The following is a 20,256-nucleotide window of genomic DNA, read 5'->3' as shown; positions in this document are numbered from 1 at the left end:
GCGTTAGGCTACTCTTTTCCAACTTATAAAGGATTTTTATGGCAACTTCTGATGTATTTAAACCAGTGGAGTTTGATGTCAACGGCCGAAAAATTAGTGGTATAAGTTATGGTGATGAGCAGGGCCCCTTGCTTTTATGCTTGCATGGCTGGCTTGATAATGCGGCAAGCTTTCAACCGTTAATGCCGTATTTGTCAAACTATCATGTTATTGCTATTGATTGGCCCGGACATGGCTTATCTGATCATCGAGGCGCTGATGCCCATTATCACTTTTTAGATTGGGTCTATGACTTGATGAGTTTATTTCGCTCACAGCAATGGCAAGCTATCGATATTATTGGTCACTCTATGGGAGGGATGGTAGCGTCTGCGTTTTCGGCTGCCTTTCCTGAACATGTGAAATCATTAACATTGATTGACAGCATCGGTGTGTTAACCTCAGATGCAGCGACCACCACCAAGCAATTACGCAAAGGCTTGTTAAGTCGTTTAACGCGAGATAATAAAGCTAAAAAGTATCATGCTAGTCTCAACTCTGCTGTTGCGGCTCGTGTGTTAGTATCAGATTTAAGCACCGATAATGCTACGCTGATTGTCAAACGCGGTATTGAGCAAACTAAGGCTGGCTTTAGTTGGCGTGCTGACATTCGTTTACGCTCAACTTCACCTTATCGATTTACCTTAGCGCAAGCCGAGCAACTTGTTGCTGATATAAGCACACCTGTGCAATTACTTTACGGCAGCAAAGGGATGGAAATGGTAACTAAAGGTTTAAAGTGCTTTGGCCCTTTGTTTAAAAATTTACAGGTGCATGAGTTGAGCGGTGGCCACCATCTACACATGGAACAAGCTGAGCAGGTCGCTAAGCTGATAAATGCCTTTATTCATCAGCAAGCTAAGCAGTAAGATTAATTCAAGCAGTATATAACGGCTCCTTGCAGTGGATCGGGTATACGTTATTTAGGGCGAATTTTAACCAGTTTGATGATATTAAATTTACTAATTATCCAGTTAATTTAAACAAGTGTTTAAATTAACTGGATCGACCAGTGAAAATTTGATAAAACGTGTCATTAAATTAAAAATAAAAATTTAAAGAGGAAAGGTACCGTGGAAAAAATTTGGCTTGAGAAGAGTTACCCTCCTGGTGTTCCATTTGAAATTGATCCTGATAAATACGCTTCAATTGTCGATATGTTCCATAAATATACTGAGGTTTATGCCGATAGAGCTGCCTTTATTAATATGGGGGCGCAGATTAGTTATCGTGAACTTGCGCAACAAGCTACAACCTTTGCTGCCTACTTACAGCAAGACTTAGGTTTAGTTAAAGGTGATAAATTTGCCATTATGGTACCCAATTGTTTGCAATATCCGATTGCACTATTTGGCGCCCTGTTAGCAGGTTTAACTGTGGTGAATGTCAATCCGCTCTACACAGCACGTGAATTAGAACATCAATTAAAAGACTCCAACACTAAAGCGATTTTGATTATTCAAAATTTTGCCAGTATTTTAGAAAAAGTTATTGATAAAACACCAGTAGAAAAAGTTATTTTAACCTCGCTTGGTGATCGTTTAGGTACAGTCAAAGGTGCCATTGTTAACGGCGTTGTTAAGTACGTTAAAAAAATGGTGCCCGCTTTTAATCTTAAGAATATAGAGCATTTTAATAAAGCTTTAGCTAAGGGAGAAAAATTAAGTTTTAGCCCAGTGACAATTTGCGGTGATGATTTGGCCTTTTTGCAATACACCGGTGGTACAACGGGTGTTTCAAAAGGCGCGATGTTAACGCATCGCAACATGGTTGCTAATCTAGAGCAAGCTAAAGCAGCGATTAAACCGCAATTAGAAGAGGGTAAAGAGCTGGTTGTTACAGCCTTGCCGCTTTATCATATTTTTGCTTTAACGGCTAATTGCCTGACATTTATTACCCTGGGTGGTACCAATTTATTGATCACCAATCCTCGTGATATGCCGGGGTTTGTTAAAGAGTTAGCAAAATATGACTTTACAGCCATTACCGGTGTAAACACCTTATTTAATGGTTTATTGAACACCCCGGGCTTTAGTGAACTCAATTTTTCTAATTTAAAATTATCACTAGGCGGCGGTATGGCGGTACAACGTCCGGTGGCCGAAAATTGGGAACGTGTCACGAAAACACGCTTACTTGAAGGCTATGGCTTGACAGAATGTGCACCTTTAGTAACGCTTTGCCCCTATAACCAAACACATTATAGTGGCAGTATTGGTTTACCTGCACCTTCTACCGATATTCGTATTGTGTTGGAAGATGGCAGTGACGCTAAAATAGGTGAAGCTGGAGAAATGTGGGTTAAAGGCCCGCAAGTAATGAAAGGTTATTATAATCGTCAAGAAGCAACCGATGAGATTTTAAAAGCTGGTTGGTTAGCTACAGGTGATGTCGCTTGTATGGATGAGAATGGCTTTTTCAAAATCGTTGATCGTAAAAAAGATATGATTATTGTTTCTGGCTTTAACGTCTATCCCAATGAAATTGAAGAGATAGCAATGAGCCATGAAGGTGTACTAGAAGCGGCTGCTATAGGTATTCCCAATGAAGCTTCTGGTGAAGCAGTCAAATTATTTATTGTACGTAAAGATCCTAATTTAACTAAGAAATCGTTAATTAATCACTGTCGTGAAAACTTAACTAATTACAAAGTACCAAAATTTGTTGAGTTTCGTGATGAGTTGCCAAAAACCAACGTTGGTAAAATATTACGACGTGAATTGCGCTAATGTAGAGATCGTTATCGCTTGTCGTTAATCGACCATTAATTGACGTCAAAGTGACTTAATAAAAAGGCCAACTAATGTTGGCCTTTTTATGGTCAAATGAATTGTATGCTAGGTTCACATGGATGTGAAAGAGTGGCGATGTTCAAGTCGCTCTTAGCCATCTCGGTAATTGCTCCAGCCTTAACTTTAATGACTGAGATTTTTGTCAGAACATAGTGCAACAACATAATGCAATAACATAGTGCGATAACAGTAAGATAGCTATTATTTCAATCTAAAAGCACTAGGTTCTTAACTTGTTATTTTGCAGGGAAAAGGCATTATTGTGCGTTTATTCTTTCGCCATTAACCGCTTTGCTATCGTTAGCCATTAAATATACGTAAAGTGGCATGATATCTTTCGGTAAAGCAATTTCAGCTTTGTTTTCTGCGGGGTAAGCCACTGAACGCATATCGGTATTCGTTGCGCCGGGATTTACTACGTTAGTTCTAAGCGAACTGTTTTCATATTCGTCCGCAATAACCTGCATGAGTCCTTCTGTGGCAAATTTAGAAACGCTATAAGCACCCCAATAAGCTTTACCTTTATTGCCGACACCTGATGAGGTAAATACTAACGATGCATGGTCAGCTTTGAGTAACACAGGGATTAATGCTTGTGCTAATAAAAACTGGGCATTAACGTTAACTTGCATGACGTCTTGCCAAGTTTGTTGATTAATTTGGTTAAAGGGCGTTAACTCGCCTAGTATTGAAGCATTGAGTAATGCCCCATCTAATTGACCAAATTGATTATCAATGGTGGCGGCTAAGTCAATATAATTTTTCTTTGTTGCCCCTTTCAAATCTAACGGTACAATGGCGGGTTCAGGATAGCCCTTAGCGAGTATTTCATCATAAACTGCTTCTAGTTTTGCAACGGTTCTGCCTAATAAAATAACCGTAGCGCCTAACTCAGCATAAGTTAATGCTGCTTGGCGGCCAATACTTGCGCCCGCACCGGTTACTAAAATGGTTTTGTTGGCTAAAATTTGTGGTGTTATTGTATAGTCAAACATAAGATTAATTTTTGAAATAATTTGATAACAATATTACTACTTTCACTGCTATGCTGACGAGAGTTTTTCGTTACTAATCTACATTTGTGGAATAAAACTTTGAATAAATTAAAATATCACTAGCACTTGAACTATTCTTGAGGTAAGTTTAACTGGTCGAACAAGTTGAGTTTAATGCTGGTATAAGTATAAAAATCAACGATAATAATGAAAAATAATAAAGATATATTTAGCCAGTAGTTAAGTATATAAAATAAAGATAAGTCAGTGGGGAGATAAAATGAAAAAGTTAGTACTCAGTCTAGCAATAGCGAGCACATTAGGTTTAAGTGCTTGCCAAGACGAAACCATAACAGATGTTGAAAGTGAAGTGGTTGAAAACGGCACGGTTGTAACAGCCACAGCACGCGTTAAATTTGATCCAGCGGCGGGCGCTGCTGGACTTTCTATACCAAATGATTTGATTTTTTCTGGTACGGTTGATGGAACCTTAGAGATTCCTGTTGCCGACCCTACTGATGGTTCAGATCCTTTTGTTGCGATTAGTGCACTTGACGGTTGGTCAATTTCTCAACCTTTTCCCCTCGCTATTGAATTCCCAGCAGGAACTTCTTTAGATGCCAGTAGTGCTGCTGAACCTGGATCGGTAAGAGTTTTTGAAACCGTGATGGGTGGTGACGTCAATGACAGTGATTGTACCGCTGTAACACGTGGCCTAGCCTGTAAAGTGATTGGCGAACTTACTTTTGGCCAACATTTTGTTACGCAAAAATCCGGCGACAATGTTTTGTTTGTCCCGATTCAACCCCTTAAAGCAGAAACGACTTATGTCATGGTGATGACGAATAATCTTCGTGATAACAATGGTAAAGCAGTTGCTGGCTCTAGTACTTATGAATTAGCGCGCCAAGATATCAATACCTTACCTTTGGGTAACGAGTCGCAATTAGGCTTACAAGGCGCGATTAATAGTTATGAAGCGGCTGTAATCGCTGCTGGCGTTGATAGCGATACTATTATTTATAGTGCTGCGATGACGACACAATCAACTACACGCGTATTAAGTACGGTTAAATCTTTAATGGCCGCTAGTGTACCTCAGATGGTTGCTAATGCTCAGCAAGGAACTCCAGCTATTGGCGTAGCTGATACCACTCTGTCAGTTGCGGATGTGTTAGCAGGTCAAATTCCTGAAAGCTTGGTACCGTTATATTCTGCAGCAAACTATATTCGTGGTTCAATTACACTACCTTATTACTCAGGCGTACCCTCTGCGGAAAACCCACTAGCACCGGTGAATGATTGGTGGCGTGCCCGTTGTGATTCAGGTGCTACACTGGCCGGATTAGCAGCAGCAAACCCAGCGGCAATTCCTGCTGGGCCATTAGATGCAAATGATGGCTTTTGTATGAACTTTGGTTTACGTGATTTAAGCTCAAGCTCAAATCCAGCGATAGCGGCTATTGATACTGAACGTAATTTAACTAAATTTAATCCAATTCCAACAGGAAAAATGTTGCCGATTGATGTGCAAATGACCACGCCAGATTTAGCCTGGGCTAACCCAGTGCGTGAAAGCATGGATTTACCAGCGTTAGAAGAGCCTGCAAATGGTTGGCCAGTAGCGATTTTAGTGCACGGTATTACCTCAACAAAAGAACAAATGTTACCCATTACCGGTATGTTATCTATATTTGGTATAGCAACGATTGCGATTGATCAGCCATTACATGGTAGTCGCGGTTTTGATTTAAATGGCGATGATGTTGATGATATTAATGCCAGTACCGTATCAACTTTACATTATGTAAACTTGGGTAGCATGTTAAGTATGCGTGATAATACACGCCAAAGTACCTCGGATTTACTGGGTTTGCGTTTAGGTATGAACTTTTTAGGCGGTGCTGATAGCGATGGTAACTCAATAAAAATCGATAGTTCAAAAGTTCACCTGTTAGGTCATTCATTAGGTGGTATTTACGGGATTAATGCAGTTGGCTTAGCAAACACTGAGTTAAACCCACAAATCGATGGTTTATTTAAAATTGCCAGTACTTCTCTAGCAATGCCGGGTTTAATGTTGGCTAACTTTGGTTTGGATTCGCCAGCATTTGAAGGCTTAGCTAAATCTAATTTAACCTTACAGCTATCGCCTGAGTTTAAAGCAGCCGTTGAAGCAACTTTACCTGCTAATTATACCCAAGAAGAATTAAGTGCTTTCTACTTTGCTTTCTATGAAACTTTATCGGCTGAGCAAAAAGCCACTTTAAATGGCGGTTTCGCTCAATTTACTTTTGCAGCGCAAACAGTGACAGACTCGGGTGACCCTATTGCTTATGTACAAACATTAGCAGCGACTGAAACACCTACGCATTTAATCGAAGTTGTCGGTAATGGTGATGATAATTTATCAGACCAAGTTGTGACAAATAGAGCACCATTTACCCCTATGGGTGGTACTGAACCTGCGATTGCTTTCTTAGGCTTGCAAGGTGTGAGTGAAGACACTAATGGCTCAGGTGCAGTGAGATTTGTTAGTGGTCACCATAGTTCAATACTTGACCCTCGTGCTAAAGCCGCTTCACCAGATGCTGCGTTAAGTGCTAGAGCAACGCAAGAAATGCAATCGCAAGTGGCGGTGTTCTTTGCGACGATGGGACAATTAATTAAAGTAACTGACACTGCGGTTGTACAGTAGATTGCACAGTAGATTGTACAGTAGAGTATTCATGCACTTTGTGTTGAATAAAGCCTGCACTTTAGTCACAGTATTGAGTTAAGTTAGTTTTAATTAAATATTGTCGCAGGTTGACAAAATACTAACGGTCCATATCTTGGGCCGTTTTTTTTGGCTGGTATTTTATTTGTCTTGTAGTGCTTGTAGTACTTTTAATTCTGTAGCACTAAGGCCTAGTTTTTGACGGCACAGTAATGTTTTAGCTTAACGTACTTATGCCAGAGCAAAACTATACCAAAACTACACCAGGGCAAAGCTATGCTAAATAACGCTAGCCCGTGCTCAAAAGAGCCGGGTGTAAATCAGGGCAATTAGTTAACAATGTAATTGTGGTAGCGGATAAAGACGCATTTTTAAATACTACTCTGCAGTTTAGCCATTATTTTATAAAGCAAAGATTGGCTGACAGTTGCTTATTTATTTTCATTTAAGTGGTAACTTTAGTGAATAATTAGCTATTCCCCTTTTTTTACAAACTATATCCCCCATATTGATAACTAGAATAATCATTACAATTAATATACAACAATAGGATTAACAGTTGTTAACCTGTTGTTTAGGAGAAAAATATTGGAATTTCTGTATGAATACGGTTTGTTTTTAGCTAAAACCATCACTTTCGTTATTGCGGTGGTTGCAATTATTATTGCTATTGCCTCTTCCGCAATGAAGCAAGGTGGTAAGAAAGGTGAGCTAGAAATTATTGACTTATCAGAGCAATATATTGAAGTTGAAGAAGATATTACCCACCACCTTTTATCTAAAGAAGAGTTAAACGAAAAAGAGAAAAAAGATAAGAAGGCGGCAAAAGAGCAAGCCAAAATCGATAAAAAAGCTCTCAAAGACGGCAGTGACGAAAAGAAAGCCATCCCACGTTTATTTGTTGTCGACTTTAACGGTAGTATTGATGCTAAAGAAGTGGGCTCTTTACGTGAAGAAATTAGTGCAATTTTAACTGTGGCTCAACCCAGCGATGAAGTTTTTGTTCGTTTAGAAAGTGGCGGCGGTATGGTGCACGGTTACGGCTTAGCGGCTTCACAACTCGACCGCGTACGTCAACGCAATATTCCATTAACGGCATCAGTTGATAAAGTGGCAGCCAGTGGCGGCTATATGATGGCCTGTGTGGCTAATAAAATAGTCTCAGCGCCATTTGCTATTCTTGGTTCTATTGGTGTTATTGCACAAGTGCCAAATTTTCATAAGTTATTAAAGAAAAATGATGTCGACTTTGAGCAGTTTACCGCCGGTGAATTTAAACGTACGGTCACCATGTTTGGTGAAAATACCGATAAAGGCCGTGAAAAATTTGTTGAAGAGCTTGAAGATACGCACGTGTTATTTAAAAACTTTGTTAGTGAGCATCGTCCAAGTCTAGATATCGCTAAAGTGGCAACAGGTGAGCATTGGTTTGGCACACAAGCAAAAGAATTAGGGCTTGTTGATGAAATACTAACCAGTGACGATTACTTACAGGCGCGTTGTAAATCTCACAAGTTAGTGCAAATTAAGTATGCAACAAAGAAAGGTTTAGCTGAAAAGTTTTCAAAAGCAGCATCTTTGTCATTTGATAGCATTATAAGCAAGGTTTGGCAAAATAATCGTATTTTTCCAAGTTAATAGCTTTGGCTGATTTAAGCTAATAAGGTCATATCAATGGACAGTTTTTTTTGGCATAAATGTTGGGAGCGCAACAAGCTGGGTTTTCACCAAAGTGACATACACCCTTTATTGTCTCAATATTTCAAAAAACTGTCTTTACCCTCCGATCAGCATGTGTTTGTGCCGCTATGTGGCAAAACACTTGATATGGCCTATTTAGCGCAGTATTGGCAGGTTACAGGTAATGAATTAAGTAAAATTGCCTGTAGCGACTTCTTTCTCGAAAACAATATTGAGTATCAAAAAAAGACCTCAGGTGATTTTGAGCAGTTTTTTTGTCCTCAGCTTTCACTATTACAAGGTGATTTCTTTAAGCTTTCTGCAGACGCCATTCACCGCGTAGATTGGATATATGACCGTGCGGCCTTAATTGCGCTACCAACAACAATGCAGCAAGCATACGTTAAGCATTTGAAAACGTTTTTTTGCTCACATACACGCTTATTTTTAGTAACAGTTGAGTTTCCAAGAACGCAATTAAGTGGTCCGCCATTTTCGATAACAGCCACTGATGTACAACGCTTGTTTTCAGGCTTCAATATTGAATGTATTGCGACCCATGAGCTTAAAGATAAGCAATTTGCCCAGCGAAGCTTTGAAGTTGATTACCTGAGAGAAAAGCTATATATCATCACTAAAAAATAATAGTGGATGAAGTAAATATCTAGCTAAACATAGTGTTTAGTGCTTATTTTTAAGGAAATAGCGGTTAATTTAAATAGCGCTCAGTTAAATTTTTATTAATGGAAGGGGAGTTTTTTTAAAAGCTTAATTGAGTTTATTAGTGATGTATTTAACCTGACGGTTTTTATTTGACGTCATAAACTTGAGTAATATCTAGCAGTATAAATGCTGACCTATAATGATCAATCTAAAGCCTTCACTGCTTCCAATACACCTATGTTCCAATACACTTATGTAACCATTAATGTTACTTTGATTAGCTGCAATACCTTAGAAGGTATTCCTAAGTGCTTTAGATAGCTTACATAAGATTAATTAAGTTGCTATTGATTGCCTTATATTTTCGTATAGTTTATTGGGCTTTAAATAACAAAAAAGGTGCTGTTGGGCACCTTTTTTTTGAAGATTAAGAGTCAAAAAGTTAATGGTTAATTTAATAGCCCTACTATTCAGCAAGCATCACCGCTTTGATGATAATTTCAGCGCCTTTGTTGACATGAAAATCCTTCATTGTAACTTGAGCGTGAGCTATTTTTTCGATAGGATTTATGACTATCGTATTTAACTTAATTGATTGTGCCAAGTGTAGTTTAGTGATTTCTACTAGTTCAACGGCGTTGATAGCCTGTACTTTAACTAATTGTGTTGCTTGGCTGTTACTTGCCACTAAAGCTAACATGGCGATAGTTGCTAATTTAAAAATGTTTTTCATAAGTCACCTGTAATAAAACGTTAATTGGTTTTATAGATGTTTTGGGACTCGTTCTTTTCAATGACAAACAAGGGTTGGGAGCCTGTTTGATTATTACCCGATTATTTCGGGGTAAAGATGAAGTCCTTCATCTATGGCGTGCATATTACGGTAAAACTGGTAAAGTTTATAATGACTATTTATAATGCCATTCATTAGAAAAACTAATCCGACATGCTTATGTCGAAAACTTGATGAATTATGCAAGCATAGATTCATTTTTAACGTAAATTTATAGGTGTATCTTGGCGAATAGACTCCCACCACTTAACGCTTTGAGGGCTTTTGAGGCATCTGCTAGGCAGTTAAGTTTTACCCGGGCAGCGGAAGAGTTATTCGTTACTCAAGCAGCAATAAGTCATCAAATAAAAGCCTTGGAAGATAATTTAGGCATAAAATTATTTATGCGTAAAAATAGAAGTTTGTTACTGACAGAAGAAGGCCAGTCATATTATCTTGATATTAAAGATGTGTTTAATGCCTTACATGACGCCACAGAAAGATTATTAGCCCGCGGGGCAAAGGGTGCTATTACGGTCAGCTTGCAGCCAAGCTTTGCCATACAGTGGTTGGTGCCTAGGTTAAACACCTTTAACTTATTACATCCTGATATTGACGTGCGTATCAAAGCAGTTGACCAACCTGAAAATTCGCTTACTGAAGATGTTGATTTAGCAATATACTATGGTAGAGGGCGGTGGAGTGGTATTCATGCGGAGCAATTACATACCGAGTATTTGATCCCCGTGTGTTCGCCTTTATTATTATCGGGTAGTAAACCCTTAGGCATAATTGATGATTTAGCAAATCATACTTTATTACATGATGCCTCGAGAAGAGATTGGAAAAGATGGTTTAAGCATGTTGACTTCAAAGGCGGTAATGTTAACCATGGCCCAATATTTAGTCATTCGGCGATGGTGTTACAAGCGGCTATTCATGGCCAAGGGGTTGCTCTGGCGCATAGTGTGCTTGCGAAACCGGATATTGATAGTGGTCGATTGGTTTGCCCATTTAAAGAAGTATTAATCAGTAAAAACTCTTATTACATTGTCTGTCGAGAAAAACAATTGGAATTAGGTAAAATAGCGGCGTTTCGTGAGTGGGTATTACAAACGGTTGCCGACGAGCAAACTATGATTGATGAAGGGTAGCTAGTGTGATCAACAACGAATTATCAGTTAGTAACGAACTAAATTGCGCCAAAGACGCAAAAGCATTGGTCATATTTGCCCATGGTGCGGGTGCGGATATGCATCACCCGTACATTGAAGAACTTGTTGGTTTGATGAATGCTCAGCAATTGAGTGTTTTACGCTTTAACTTTCCTTTTATGGACAAGCGTAAACTTGATGGCAAAAGGCGACCACCGGACAGAATGCCCGCGCTAGTTGAGTGCTATCAAGCCATATTAGCAAAAGCCAATAGCACTTTACCGATATACATTGCCGGAAAATCAATGGGTGGTCGAGTAGCGGCGACTTTAGCGGGGGATAGCGTTTTAATGAAAAGTAATTTAGTACGGGGCGTTATCTGCCTAGGTTATCCATTTCATCCGGTAAAAAAACCAGAAAAGTTACGCTTAGCGCCATTGCAAGATACACAATTGCCTGTGTTGATCTTACAAGGCGAAAGAGATGCGCTAGGTAGTGAAAGTGAAATTAAGCAATACGAAATTTCCTCACGTTGTCAGTTACATTACTTTAATGACGGTGACCACGATTTAAAGCCACGGGTAAAATCGGGTTACACCCTAAAACAGCATCAAACTACAGCGGTTCATAAAATGAGGAGTTTTATCGATGAAATTAATAACAGTTGCTAAACTACTGATGATATTTGTTGGTATCAGTGGGTGTTTTTCTGTATTATTCGGCGCTTGGTTAGCCCATGGTGGGCAATCGCTACCTTTGGCGTCACAAGAACGACTAATGACCGCATTAACGTATCAGTTTTTTCATACGTTAGCGCTAATGCTAACCATCATCTTATATAAGCTGCACGAAAAAGCTATGTTATTGATCGCAGGAATATTATTTGTGATTGGTATCGTATTTTTTAGTGGTAGTTTGTATATCAGAACGTTATTCGATGTGTTGAGTATTGGAAAGTTGGCGCCATCAGGCGGCCTGTCATTTGCACTTGCCTGGCTAGTGGTTGGATTTGCAGGTACTAAAATGTTTGACCAAAAGTTAGGTAATTAATTAAAATGACTGCAATAGTTTTATATTGTCGCCCCGGATTTGAAAAAGAATGTGGCGCAGAAATTCAAGAAAAAGCTTCATGGAATGAAGTATATGGCTATTTAGAGCTAACTAAAAACCAGGGCGTAGTTTATTTTCATTTAAATAAGCCGGAAGAGGGTGAGATTTTAATGGAAAAAATTCCATTAAAGCGACTTATTTTCGCTCGCCAATGGTTTGTCACGGTAACTGAAAAAATAGACTTACCTGACTACAATCGCGTTGAAGCCATTGTAGAAGTGTTAGGCACTGAGTGGCAATACGCTGATTTGCGTATGGAAACTCCTGACACAAATGACGGTAAAGAACTGTCGAAGTTTTGTCGTAAATTAGCAGTACCACTGCGACAAGCACTGAGAAAAGATAAAGTACTGACCGAAAAAGGTAATAAAGATGGCGCGGTGTTACATGCGTTATTTTTATCAGGCAAAGAAGTTATATTCGGCTTTTCATTAGCGCGAAATACTTCGCCACATGTGATGGGTATTCCACGTTTAAAATTCCCTAATGCCGCACCAAGTCGTTCAACATTGAAACTTGATGAAGCTTTTTTATATTTTATTCCTAGAGAAGAATGGGATATACGTTTAACCTCAGGGATGAATGCAGTCGATTTAGGTGCAGCTCCAGGTGGTTGGACTTATCAATTGGTTCGTCGTGGCATGATGGTAACGTCAATCGATAATGGCCCAATGGCGGAATCATTAATGCAAACGGGTCAAGTAAAGCATCGTACAATGGATGGCTTTAAGTACTTGCCGCAAAAGAAAAATGTTTATTGGTTAGTATGTGACATGATTGAAAAGCCACAACGCGTGGCAAAGCTGATGAGTGAATGGTTATTAAAAGGCCTATGCCAAGAAGCTATTTTCAACTTGAAATTACCCATGAAGGGGCGTTATCAGCAAGTTAATGATGACTTACAAACGATGAAAGATGCTTTTTCTCTGCACAATGTAAAATATGAATTGTATGCCAAGCATTTGTACTATGACCGCGAAGAAATAACCGTTCACGCTAGGTTATTATCTCCGCCGCCGATGGATATTTAGTGACTTTCTACTAACAATATTTTGAAAAAAAAGCCCTATATTTCTGATGGATTTTAGGGCTTTTTTATATTTTAAGTTTATCTATCTGCTAATACTGTTGTTTTACTATCAAATACACCGCTGTTATACATCAAGAGATAATCTTCCTTTTTATAAAAAATAGTAATGCTAATGATAGGATAGCGTATGATTTTGGTTCACCGACTGTTACCGTATTTGACACGCCTTGAATGACTATATTTTGAAAAGCGATAACTTCGCTGCCACCATTGACCTTAGCTTTCAATTCAAGTGTTAACAAGCTTCCAGTGTCTAAAATGGATGACGAAAATGCTTTAAATTCATTACTGAGTAATCGAGAATTTACCGTCATGGGATCGTTAAGCGCTATTAAGCTATTATCTTCTAAGCGGTAATTTTGTTGGGTATCTTCATTGCTTATACTTTGAAAAATTGTACTGTATGGATTGTTGTCAATACTGTAGCGCCATAAAAATTGGTCACTACTTTCAAAGTCGCCCATTGCCGCCATGTCGATAAAAAATGTTAATGCAGATAAATTTTTGATGTTGATTTTCCACTTAGCGAGGGTATCATCGATTGGATTATTCAAGTTGACGGTATCAACAATGCCAAAAAAAGCTTGTGTATTGGTACTCGAAACAATGCCTAAACGGTCAGATGTTGCTATTTCACTGTTATCTAATAATGCGTTGGGTATATTTAAACCAACATCTCGCTGATAGATTTGAAAGCCATCGTTAATACTTGAAAAAGCATTTTTGAATGGATTAGTATAGTTAATATGTGTCGATGAATGGGGTGTTAATAGCTCATAATTTATCAATGATGCATGGCTATTTCCGGTAAGAAGGTAGCTGCATATTATGGCTATAGTTTTTAGGTGAAATGGCTGCATAACAAAGTCCTTTTTGTCTTTAATATTTTGCTATAAGTTCCTCTAAGAAGTATTCGCTTTATTTGAAAAAGCAGGTAATTAACCGCTTTAAATACAATTAGCTTCATCCTTGGAGCAGGTTAGTATTACAGTAGTTTATAGGACGAATGTTAATAAATAGCCTATAAAACCTTAAACAGTATAGCGCTAGTGTTAATAAATGCGAATTTACCCAAGCCAACAATGTGAATCGACCTAGTAATTGAAATTATTGAACATTAAATACTATTAGGTCAATTTACACTAAGGCCAGAAAGCACTCAGTGATTGTTATCAGGAATAACCTTACTTGTTGATCACTTAGATTTGCTTACTAAGGTTAAAAATATATAAGTGTGGGACTCGTTATTTGGTCAAAAGATGTTAAAAACTCTATTTTAAATAAAAAGTAAAGACGTTCCCTTAAGTAAAAAACAAAAAATATTATGAATAATTCTAATATTTACATCTTCATAAAAAGGAAAACAATAATGAAAGAACTACTTTTAGCCGTAATTTATAGCATAGCATTACTCAGTGCAGCGACGACATCGGCTAATAATAACAAGCTAAACACGGTAGCTATATTTGATGCACAACACCCTCCAGGCAATATTGCTATTACGCCGTCGGGCAGAAAGTTTTTGTCAATACACGGATTTTACGGGCAAAAGCAAAAAATTATGGAGTTGTTCAAAGACGGTACAACAAAACCTTATCCTAATGAAGCGTGGGCGTATGCTTACAATAACGGTAAAGGTTTTTATGATGTACTAGGTATTAATGTATCAGCCAATGGTATTTTATGGATGCTAGATACGTCAGGCCCTGATCACGCTGGACGATTAGTCGGTTGGGATACTATTAACGAGCAGCTTCATAAAATCATTTATTTAGCAAAGCCAACAATTACAGAGACCTCGTTTTTAAACGACTTAGCGGTTGATAACAAAAATGGATATATCTATATAGCAGATACAGCACAAGGCAGCCAAGCCGCGATTATTACTGTAAATATTAAAACAGGTGCAGCGCGAAGAGTGCTGCAAAACAGCCATTATACTACTGCCGAAAACATCAACATAGTTATTGAAGGTCGCACTATGAAAATTGGAGGACAAGCGGCACGTTTAGGTGTAAACCCAATTACCCTTGAGCCAAATGAAAATTGGTTATACTTTGGCTCTATGTCAGGTACATCGATATATCGTATTGCTACCAGCGCAATGATAGATGAAAGTCTATCAAGTAAAGCGCTTGAACAAAAAGTAGAGCGCTATGGTACTAAGCCAATTTCTGATGGCATTATTGTAGATGGAGGTGGCAACGTTTATGTCACGGATATTACTAACGGCGCTATCGGTGTGGTTAAGCCCAGTGGCGATTATGAAGTGTTATTTAAAAATGAGCGGCTCGTGTGGCCTGATGGCTTCAGTTATGGCGCTGATGATAAAATTTACTTCACTGTGAATGAACTTCACCGTTCACCGCCACTTAATGACGGTAAAGACGGTAGCCAAGGCCAATTTAGCGTGCTTTCTTTTGAGCCGCTCGTTAAAGGTAAAGTAGGTCGGTAAGTGCCACTATTCAGCAATAACTAACCGTCACTATTAGCATTGAGCAGTCTTTTAAAGACTGCTTTTTAGAAGCTAAAGTCGCTTTATTACTGTATTCCAACATGGATAAAAGGTTCAGTTTTTAGCGAGATGAGGAAGGTTTTTGAACCTCTATTTTAGTTTGTGCTTAGCGCACCAAGTAATTGTGAATTTATTTCAGTATGAACAATTTCTGAGTGAGTCTCACTTGATGATGCAGAAGTTGATTTAGCTAAAAAACTATCACTTCTGAAACAGTAACTGCGTTTAGCACTTTTGTTGAGGTAATTTCATTACTCATTACTCATTACTCATCACTATTCAGACAAATTAACTTTTTTTGAGTTATAACCAGTTATTCCTGCTCTAGAATATTTATACTAAGCTTGTTATACCTGTGCCATTAAACTTGTGGTTTTGTTATTGACAGGATCAATAAATTAATAACATGTGCAAGATAAGAGAAATGCTGAAGATAAAAAAACCAAGCACTGTGGCTTGGTTTTTCATATAAGGTAATAAGCAGTGTTATAAACGTTCTAATACAGCTTGTGTGAAGTCTGAGGTGCCGTGTGTGCCGCCAAGATCTCGTGTGGTGCGATCGCCAGATTCGATAACTTCCGTTATAGCGCGACGAATGTTATCTGCTTTATCAGCCATACCTAAGTATTCTAGCATTTGAATAGCGGCTAAAATAACTGAGGTAGGGTTTGCCAAGTTTTTGCCTGCAATATCAGGCGCACTGCCATGAACCGCTTCAAATATTGCACAGCCATTACCAATATTAGCGCCAGGTGCCATGCCTAAGCCACCCACTAAACCTGCACATAAATCTGACAGTATATCGCCAAATAAATTTGTAGTAACAATTACATCGAACTGCTCAGGATTCATGACTAACTGCATACAACAGTTATCTACAATCATTTCTGTTGATTCAATTTGTGGGTAACGTGCGGCTACTTCACGGGCTACTTTAAGAAATAGGCCAGATGTTGACTTTAGGATGTTAGCTTTATGAACAGCAGTTACCTTTTTACGACCTTCTTTTATCGCCGTTTCATAAGCGAAAGTTACAATGCGTTCAGCACCTTCACGAGTGACAAGACTTTTCGCTTCCGCTTGATTTCCGTCTTCTGAAACTGTTTGTCCTAGGCCTGAGTACATACCTTCAGTATTTTCACGAATGGTAATGATATCAATATTTTCATAACGTGCCTTCGTGCCTTTAAATGACAACACAGGACGAACATTAGCATATAGTTGAAAATGCTTACGTAAGGTGACGTTAATTGAAGTAAAACCTTCACCTACAGGTGTCGTTAACGGACCTTTTAGGCTGATTTTATTTTTTTCAATTAGTGCTAAGGTTGATTCTGGCACTAAGTCGCCATGATTCTCCAATGCGGTTAGACCAGCGTCAGCATACTCATATTCAAAATTACAGCCGGCTTTATCTAATATTTTGATAGTTGCGTCGATAATGTCTGGACCTATGCCGTCACCTGGGATCACTGTTATGGTTTGTTTTGCCATTGTTTAATTGCCTTTTGAGTATTGCTTTTTTGAATTGCGAGAATCGTGAGTTTTTGTTTAAATATAAAACACTTACCAGCCAATATATTTGACCTGACACTACGCTTATTGATTCAACCGAGTTAATGCCTGCAATTATAGCAACTAACCGTAGCAGTTAGTAAGTTTTACTGTAAAACTTTAGTCTAATTCCTGTGCTATTAGGTTTCTAGTTGTTGGTAGGAGAAAAAATCAAGGCTGATGTTTATTCTTCTCAACTAAACTTGGGCTATTTTAATTAGCACATACGGGTAATAACTAAGTGGCATGGGTAGCTAGTGTTATATTTAGTGTGGAGTTTTAAGAATAAATATTTTTTTTCAGCAATATACGCGATATGAGTGATAGGCGTCGATTAAATATAAAAAAATGACTTATCAGGCAGCTAATATGTCATCACTTGATGTTAAGTATAGCTGTTTAAATATTACTGAGATGTGCAGTTTAAAACGCTTTAAACTGCTGATAAGCTGTTTTACCAATAGCGGTTAAAATACCATTAGTAAACAATAATGCGGTGCATTCATCTTGTGTAGTGATGCCGTCAGACTTTACATGTTGGGTGCGGTAAAAGCTGACTTGATACCTGCTTTCGTTAACTATTTTTGCTTCGGTAATATCAGGACTACCTAGCTGTTCGATGGCACTATTAAAATTAAATTTTTTCAATTCAAGTTTAGCAATAAATTGTTGATTGTAAGCTTCTCGGTCTTCCCATTGCATGTTTGCAGGGCTGTCATCGTAAAAGTTGACCACTAAGGTGACAAATATACCGTATGCTGCTAAGGCGACTAATATGATAGCAATTATTTTTTTATTCACTTTTAATCCTTGAAGCTTTCTTGGTCATTATTTTTGAGTCATTATTTATTGTTAACGTCATTACTCATTATTGAGCTCTAAATAATGAGTAATGACGTTTTAGTGCGTTTTAATGGCTAGAGTGAAAATACCAGCAACAACTTTCAATGTTACCAGATTGTTAACTGCTGGCAAGTGCATTTTAAAAGGGTAGTCTTATGTCTTTTAAATTAAACCCTAAAGGGATATCAATTTTTAATGTCAGTAGTTTGCGACTTAACGTAATTTGTTCATCATGTTGCAATAGCTTTTCACTGATGCTATTTTTTAAGTCTTTAGCATTCAGTATACTTTTAATCGAGCCATACTGATTTAATAATTTTGCTGCGGTTACTTGGCCTATGCCGGCTACGCCAGGAATTTTATTAGTGTTATCACCCGTTAAAGTCCATAAGTCCATTAACTTATCTGGTTTTACCGTGAACTTGTTAAGTACATATTCTTCGTCTAAATAACGACGATTAAAATAGTCATAGACTTGGATATTGGGATTGAGTAGTGATAAAAAACACTTATCTGTAGATACCACAGTTACATTTCTACCACGCAATGCAACCTTTATTGCCAAGGTTGCAATTAAATCATCAGCCTCGTCTGCTTCTGAAACTAAAGAGTCAACGTGGTGTTGCATAAAGCGGTCTTGGATATCAGTTAACTTGTCAGCCAAATGCTCGGGCATTTTTTTACGGCCTTTTTTATAGTCTGGATAAATGTCATAGCGCCAACATGGCGCTTGAGAGTCAAACACCGCAAGCGCATGGCTAGGCTTTAACTGTTCAATAATTTTTTGTAAGGCTTGTTCACATGCTTTGGCGGTATTAAATAGCACTTGTTGCTTGGTATTTTCAGCCAATTCATTGTTCAACAAAAATGGCCGTTCTTGCACAGCATAAATTCTTCTGATTAAATTTAATGCATCAATTAATACCAAATGGACCGTCATAAAAATTAACCTTCAATGACTGTATAACAAGGAATGTATTCACTACCAGGTAGTTTCATTCTTTGTTGTTTGACGAAAGAATTCAATAGCGTGTCCATTAATGCCATCATCTTACTATCACCACTTATTTTAAACGGCCCGTTTTCTCGGATGGCTTTTATGCCACTGGCTTTGACATTACCGGCAACAATACCAGAAAAAGCCCGGCGTAAATTGGCGGCTAATGACGCTATGCTTTGGTCATAATGCAAATTTAATGAGGCCATGTTTTTGTGATCAGGCTCGAACGGCTGTTGAAATTCAGTTTCAATCACTAATGACCAATTAAAATGATAAGAGTCACCGGTCAATTTTCGATGTGCGACCACTTCTTCTGTGCTTAATTTAAAAGTTTTTGCGACTTGTTCAGGGTCATCAATAATAATTTTATAGAGTTGCTGTGCTGATTCACCAAGCGTGTTGGCAATAAAAGTGTCAATTTGCTGAAAATACTCTGCACTTTCAATGGGCCCAGTTAAAATAATAGGCAATTTTTGTAACTGATTTTTTGGATGTAGCATAATACCTAAAATATAAAGTAACTCTTCTGCTGTACCTGCACCGCCGGGAAAGATAATAATACCATGCGACATACGCACAAATGCTTCTAAGCGTTTTTCAATATCGGGCATAATGACTAATTCATTAACGATAGGGTTTGGTGGCTCGGCTGCAATAATACTAGGCTCAGTTAATCCTATATAGCGGCCAGTTGTGTTGCGTTGCTTGGCATGACCAAAGGTTGCTCCTTTCATTGGGCCTTTCATCGCGCCAGGCCCACAACCTGTACAAATATTAAAACTCCGCAAACCCAGGTGATAACCTACTTGTTTGGTATATTTATACTCGGTACTATTAATCGAATGTCCACCCCAGCAGGTGATCAAATTAGGTGAACTGTCAGGAATTATCGCGTTGGCATTGCGTAACATATCAAAAATAACATTAGTGACACTGTCGACATCTTTAGTGCTGTAACAATCACCAATAAATAATATGTCGCGTAACACCGCCGAAAGGTGCTCTTGAATACCCTTGATAATAATACCGTCGACAAAAGCATGTTTGGGCGGGTTATCTAAGGCTAACTTAACACCACGCTCACGCCTTAATACTTTAATTTGAAAGTCTAAAAATTGTTGATATATATCTTCAGCATTATCGGTATGACTGCCGGCATTGAGTACGGCTAACGAACAATTACGATAGAGATTATAGAGTTCACTGGTGGCGGATTGTTGTAAACGGTCAACTTCTGCTTGAGACAGTAAATTCATTTTGCCAACAGGATTAATTTGAGTATGCATAACGGTACTTCCTCGTGCTGATTATTATCCGTAAATAACGCTAT

General features: G+C 38.3%; 17 protein-coding genes. 10 read left to right on the top strand and 7 right to left on the bottom strand.

Annotation, left to right across the window (positions count from 1 at the left end; genetic code table 11):
- Nucleotides 1-38: 38 nt before the first annotated feature.
- Together H4J65_RS11080 and fadD are read left to right on the top strand one after the other, a co-directional pair.
- Nucleotides 39-908 carry an alpha/beta fold hydrolase gene (locus H4J65_RS11080; protein WP_182198188.1) on the top strand — a complete coding sequence of 290 codons (870 nt, stop codon included), beginning with the start codon at nt 39-41 and terminating at the stop codon, nt 906-908.
- Nucleotides 909-1,112: 204 nt separating this feature from the next.
- Complete coding sequence (gene fadD / locus H4J65_RS11075; RefSeq protein ID WP_182198187.1) at nt 1,113-2,768, top strand: long-chain-fatty-acid--CoA ligase FadD; 1,656 nt, start codon at nt 1,113-1,115, stop codon at nt 2,766-2,768.
- Between the two features lie 320 nt (nt 2,769-3,088).
- Here fadD and H4J65_RS11070 read toward each other — a convergent pair whose 3' ends face one another.
- Nucleotides 3,089-3,826 (bottom strand): YciK family oxidoreductase, encoded by a 738-nt coding sequence (locus tag H4J65_RS11070; protein WP_182198186.1) that lies wholly within the window; start codon nt 3,824-3,826, stop codon nt 3,089-3,091.
- 280 nt (nt 3,827-4,106) lie between these two features.
- Here H4J65_RS11070 and H4J65_RS11065 point away from each other — a divergent pair, with 280 nt between their 5' ends.
- The 3 genes from H4J65_RS11065 (at nt 4,107) to H4J65_RS11055 (ending at nt 8,870) form a co-directional block, all read left to right on the top strand.
- On the top strand, nt 4,107-6,524 hold the full coding sequence (locus H4J65_RS11065; RefSeq protein WP_182198185.1) for a VolA/Pla-1 family phospholipase: 2,418 nt from the start codon (nt 4,107-4,109) through the stop codon (nt 6,522-6,524).
- Between the two features lie 609 nt (nt 6,525-7,133).
- Nucleotides 7,134-8,183: a protease SohB gene (gene sohB, locus H4J65_RS11060; protein WP_182137605.1), complete on the top strand. Its 1,050-nt coding sequence runs from the start codon at nt 7,134-7,136 to the stop codon at nt 8,181-8,183.
- A 36-nt stretch (nt 8,184-8,219) separates the two neighbouring features.
- Entirely contained in the window at nt 8,220-8,870 is a 651-nt protein-coding gene (locus H4J65_RS11055; RefSeq protein ID WP_182198184.1) for a thiopurine S-methyltransferase, read from the top strand.
- 484 nt (nt 8,871-9,354) lie between these two features.
- On the opposite strand, the gene H4J65_RS11050 is transcribed toward H4J65_RS11055, so the two are convergent.
- Complete coding sequence (locus tag H4J65_RS11050) at nt 9,355-9,621, bottom strand: hypothetical protein (RefSeq protein WP_182185667.1); 267 nt, start codon at nt 9,619-9,621, stop codon at nt 9,355-9,357.
- A 284-nt stretch (nt 9,622-9,905) separates the two neighbouring features.
- On the opposite strand from H4J65_RS11050, the gene H4J65_RS11045 reads away from it, so the two are divergent.
- The 4 genes from H4J65_RS11045 to rlmM are packed head-to-tail and all read left to right on the top strand — an operon-like array spanning nt 9,906 to nt 12,955.
- Nucleotides 9,906-10,814 carry a transcriptional regulator GcvA gene (locus tag H4J65_RS11045; RefSeq protein WP_182137608.1) on the top strand — a complete coding sequence of 303 codons (909 nt, stop codon included), beginning with the start codon at nt 9,906-9,908 and terminating at the stop codon, nt 10,812-10,814.
- A 5-nt stretch (nt 10,815-10,819) separates the two neighbouring features.
- Nucleotides 10,820-11,485 (top strand): alpha/beta family hydrolase, encoded by a 666-nt coding sequence (locus tag H4J65_RS11040; protein ID WP_182198183.1) that lies wholly within the window; start codon nt 10,820-10,822, stop codon nt 11,483-11,485.
- Nucleotides 11,463-11,864: a DUF423 domain-containing protein gene (locus tag H4J65_RS11035; protein ID WP_182137610.1), complete on the top strand. Its 402-nt coding sequence runs from the start codon at nt 11,463-11,465 to the stop codon at nt 11,862-11,864. Before H4J65_RS11040 ends, H4J65_RS11035 begins: the two co-directional genes overlap by 23 nt.
- 5 nt (nt 11,865-11,869) lie before the next feature.
- Entirely contained in the window at nt 11,870-12,955 is a 1,086-nt protein-coding gene (gene rlmM, locus H4J65_RS11030; RefSeq protein WP_182137611.1) for a 23S rRNA (cytidine(2498)-2'-O)-methyltransferase RlmM, read from the top strand.
- Between the two features lie 130 nt (nt 12,956-13,085).
- Here rlmM and H4J65_RS11025 read toward each other — a convergent pair whose 3' ends face one another.
- The gene (locus H4J65_RS11025) at nt 13,086-13,874 is read right to left on the bottom strand and encodes a hypothetical protein (protein WP_182198182.1); all 789 of its coding nucleotides are present in this window, start codon (nt 13,872-13,874) and stop codon (nt 13,086-13,088) included.
- Nucleotides 13,875-14,383: 509 nt separating this feature from the next.
- Here H4J65_RS11025 and H4J65_RS11020 point away from each other — a divergent pair.
- Complete coding sequence (locus H4J65_RS11020) at nt 14,384-15,469, top strand: major royal jelly family protein (protein ID WP_259367589.1); 1,086 nt, start codon at nt 14,384-14,386, stop codon at nt 15,467-15,469.
- Nucleotides 15,470-16,015: 546 nt separating this feature from the next.
- Here the strand turns inward: H4J65_RS11020 and H4J65_RS11015 are convergent.
- The 4 genes from H4J65_RS11015 to ppnN all read right to left on the bottom strand — a co-directional run bounded on the left by H4J65_RS11015 (nt 16,016) and on the right by ppnN (nt 20,212).
- Nucleotides 16,016-17,023: an isocitrate dehydrogenase gene (locus tag H4J65_RS11015; RefSeq protein WP_182137614.1), complete on the bottom strand. Its 1,008-nt coding sequence runs from the start codon at nt 17,021-17,023 to the stop codon at nt 16,016-16,018.
- Nucleotides 17,024-17,506: 483 nt separating this feature from the next.
- Nucleotides 17,507-17,884 (bottom strand): DUF3192 domain-containing protein, encoded by a 378-nt coding sequence (locus tag H4J65_RS11010; protein WP_182137615.1) that lies wholly within the window; start codon nt 17,882-17,884, stop codon nt 17,507-17,509.
- A gap of 181 nt (nt 17,885-18,065) precedes the next feature.
- A complete protein-coding gene (gene xni / locus H4J65_RS11005; protein ID WP_182137616.1) occupies nt 18,066-18,866 on the bottom strand; it encodes a flap endonuclease Xni in 801 nt (266 codons plus the stop codon).
- Between the two features lie 5 nt (nt 18,867-18,871).
- Nucleotides 18,872-20,212, bottom strand: a complete 1,341-nt coding sequence (gene ppnN, locus H4J65_RS11000; RefSeq protein ID WP_182137617.1) for a nucleotide 5'-monophosphate nucleosidase PpnN — start codon at nt 20,210-20,212, stop codon at nt 18,872-18,874.
- Nucleotides 20,213-20,256 lie beyond the last annotated feature (44 nt).

The organism is Colwellia sp. MB02u-9, assembly GCF_014077085.1.
Taxonomy (GTDB): Bacteria; Pseudomonadota; Gammaproteobacteria; order Enterobacterales; family Alteromonadaceae; genus Cognaticolwellia.
The sequence above is the reverse complement of the archived record's forward strand: the minus strand, read 5'-3'. Positions and strand labels throughout refer to the sequence as shown.

Excerpts from the sequence above, each read along its gene's own strand:
- H4J65_RS11080 (WP_182198188.1), top strand. The coding sequence starts at position 39 with ATGGCAACTTCTGATGTATTTAAACCAGTGGAGTTTGATGTCAACGGC.
- H4J65_RS11070 (WP_182198186.1), bottom strand. The coding sequence starts at position 3,826 with ATGTTTGACTATACAATAACACCACAAATTTTAGCCAACAAAACCATT.
- H4J65_RS11065 (WP_182198185.1), top strand. The coding sequence starts at position 4,107 with ATGAAAAAGTTAGTACTCAGTCTAGCAATAGCGAGCACATTAGGTTTA.
- H4J65_RS11055 (WP_182198184.1), top strand. The coding sequence starts at position 8,220 with ATGGACAGTTTTTTTTGGCATAAATGTTGGGAGCGCAACAAGCTGGGT.
- H4J65_RS11050 (WP_182185667.1), bottom strand. The coding sequence starts at position 9,621 with ATGAAAAACATTTTTAAATTAGCAACTATCGCCATGTTAGCTTTAGTG.
- H4J65_RS11035 (WP_182137610.1), top strand. The coding sequence starts at position 11,463 with ATGAAATTAATAACAGTTGCTAAACTACTGATGATATTTGTTGGTATC.
- rlmM (WP_182137611.1), top strand. The coding sequence starts at position 11,870 with ATGACTGCAATAGTTTTATATTGTCGCCCCGGATTTGAAAAAGAATGT.
- H4J65_RS11025 (WP_182198182.1), bottom strand. The coding sequence starts at position 13,874 with ATGCAGCCATTTCACCTAAAAACTATAGCCATAATATGCAGCTACCTT.
- H4J65_RS11020 (WP_259367589.1), top strand. The coding sequence starts at position 14,384 with ATGAAAGAACTACTTTTAGCCGTAATTTATAGCATAGCATTACTCAGT.
- H4J65_RS11015 (WP_182137614.1), bottom strand. The coding sequence starts at position 17,023 with ATGGCAAAACAAACCATAACAGTGATCCCAGGTGACGGCATAGGTCCA.
- xni (WP_182137616.1), bottom strand. The coding sequence starts at position 18,866 with ATGACGGTCCATTTGGTATTAATTGATGCATTAAATTTAATCAGAAGA.
- ppnN (WP_182137617.1), bottom strand. The coding sequence starts at position 20,212 with ATGCATACTCAAATTAATCCTGTTGGCAAAATGAATTTACTGTCTCAA.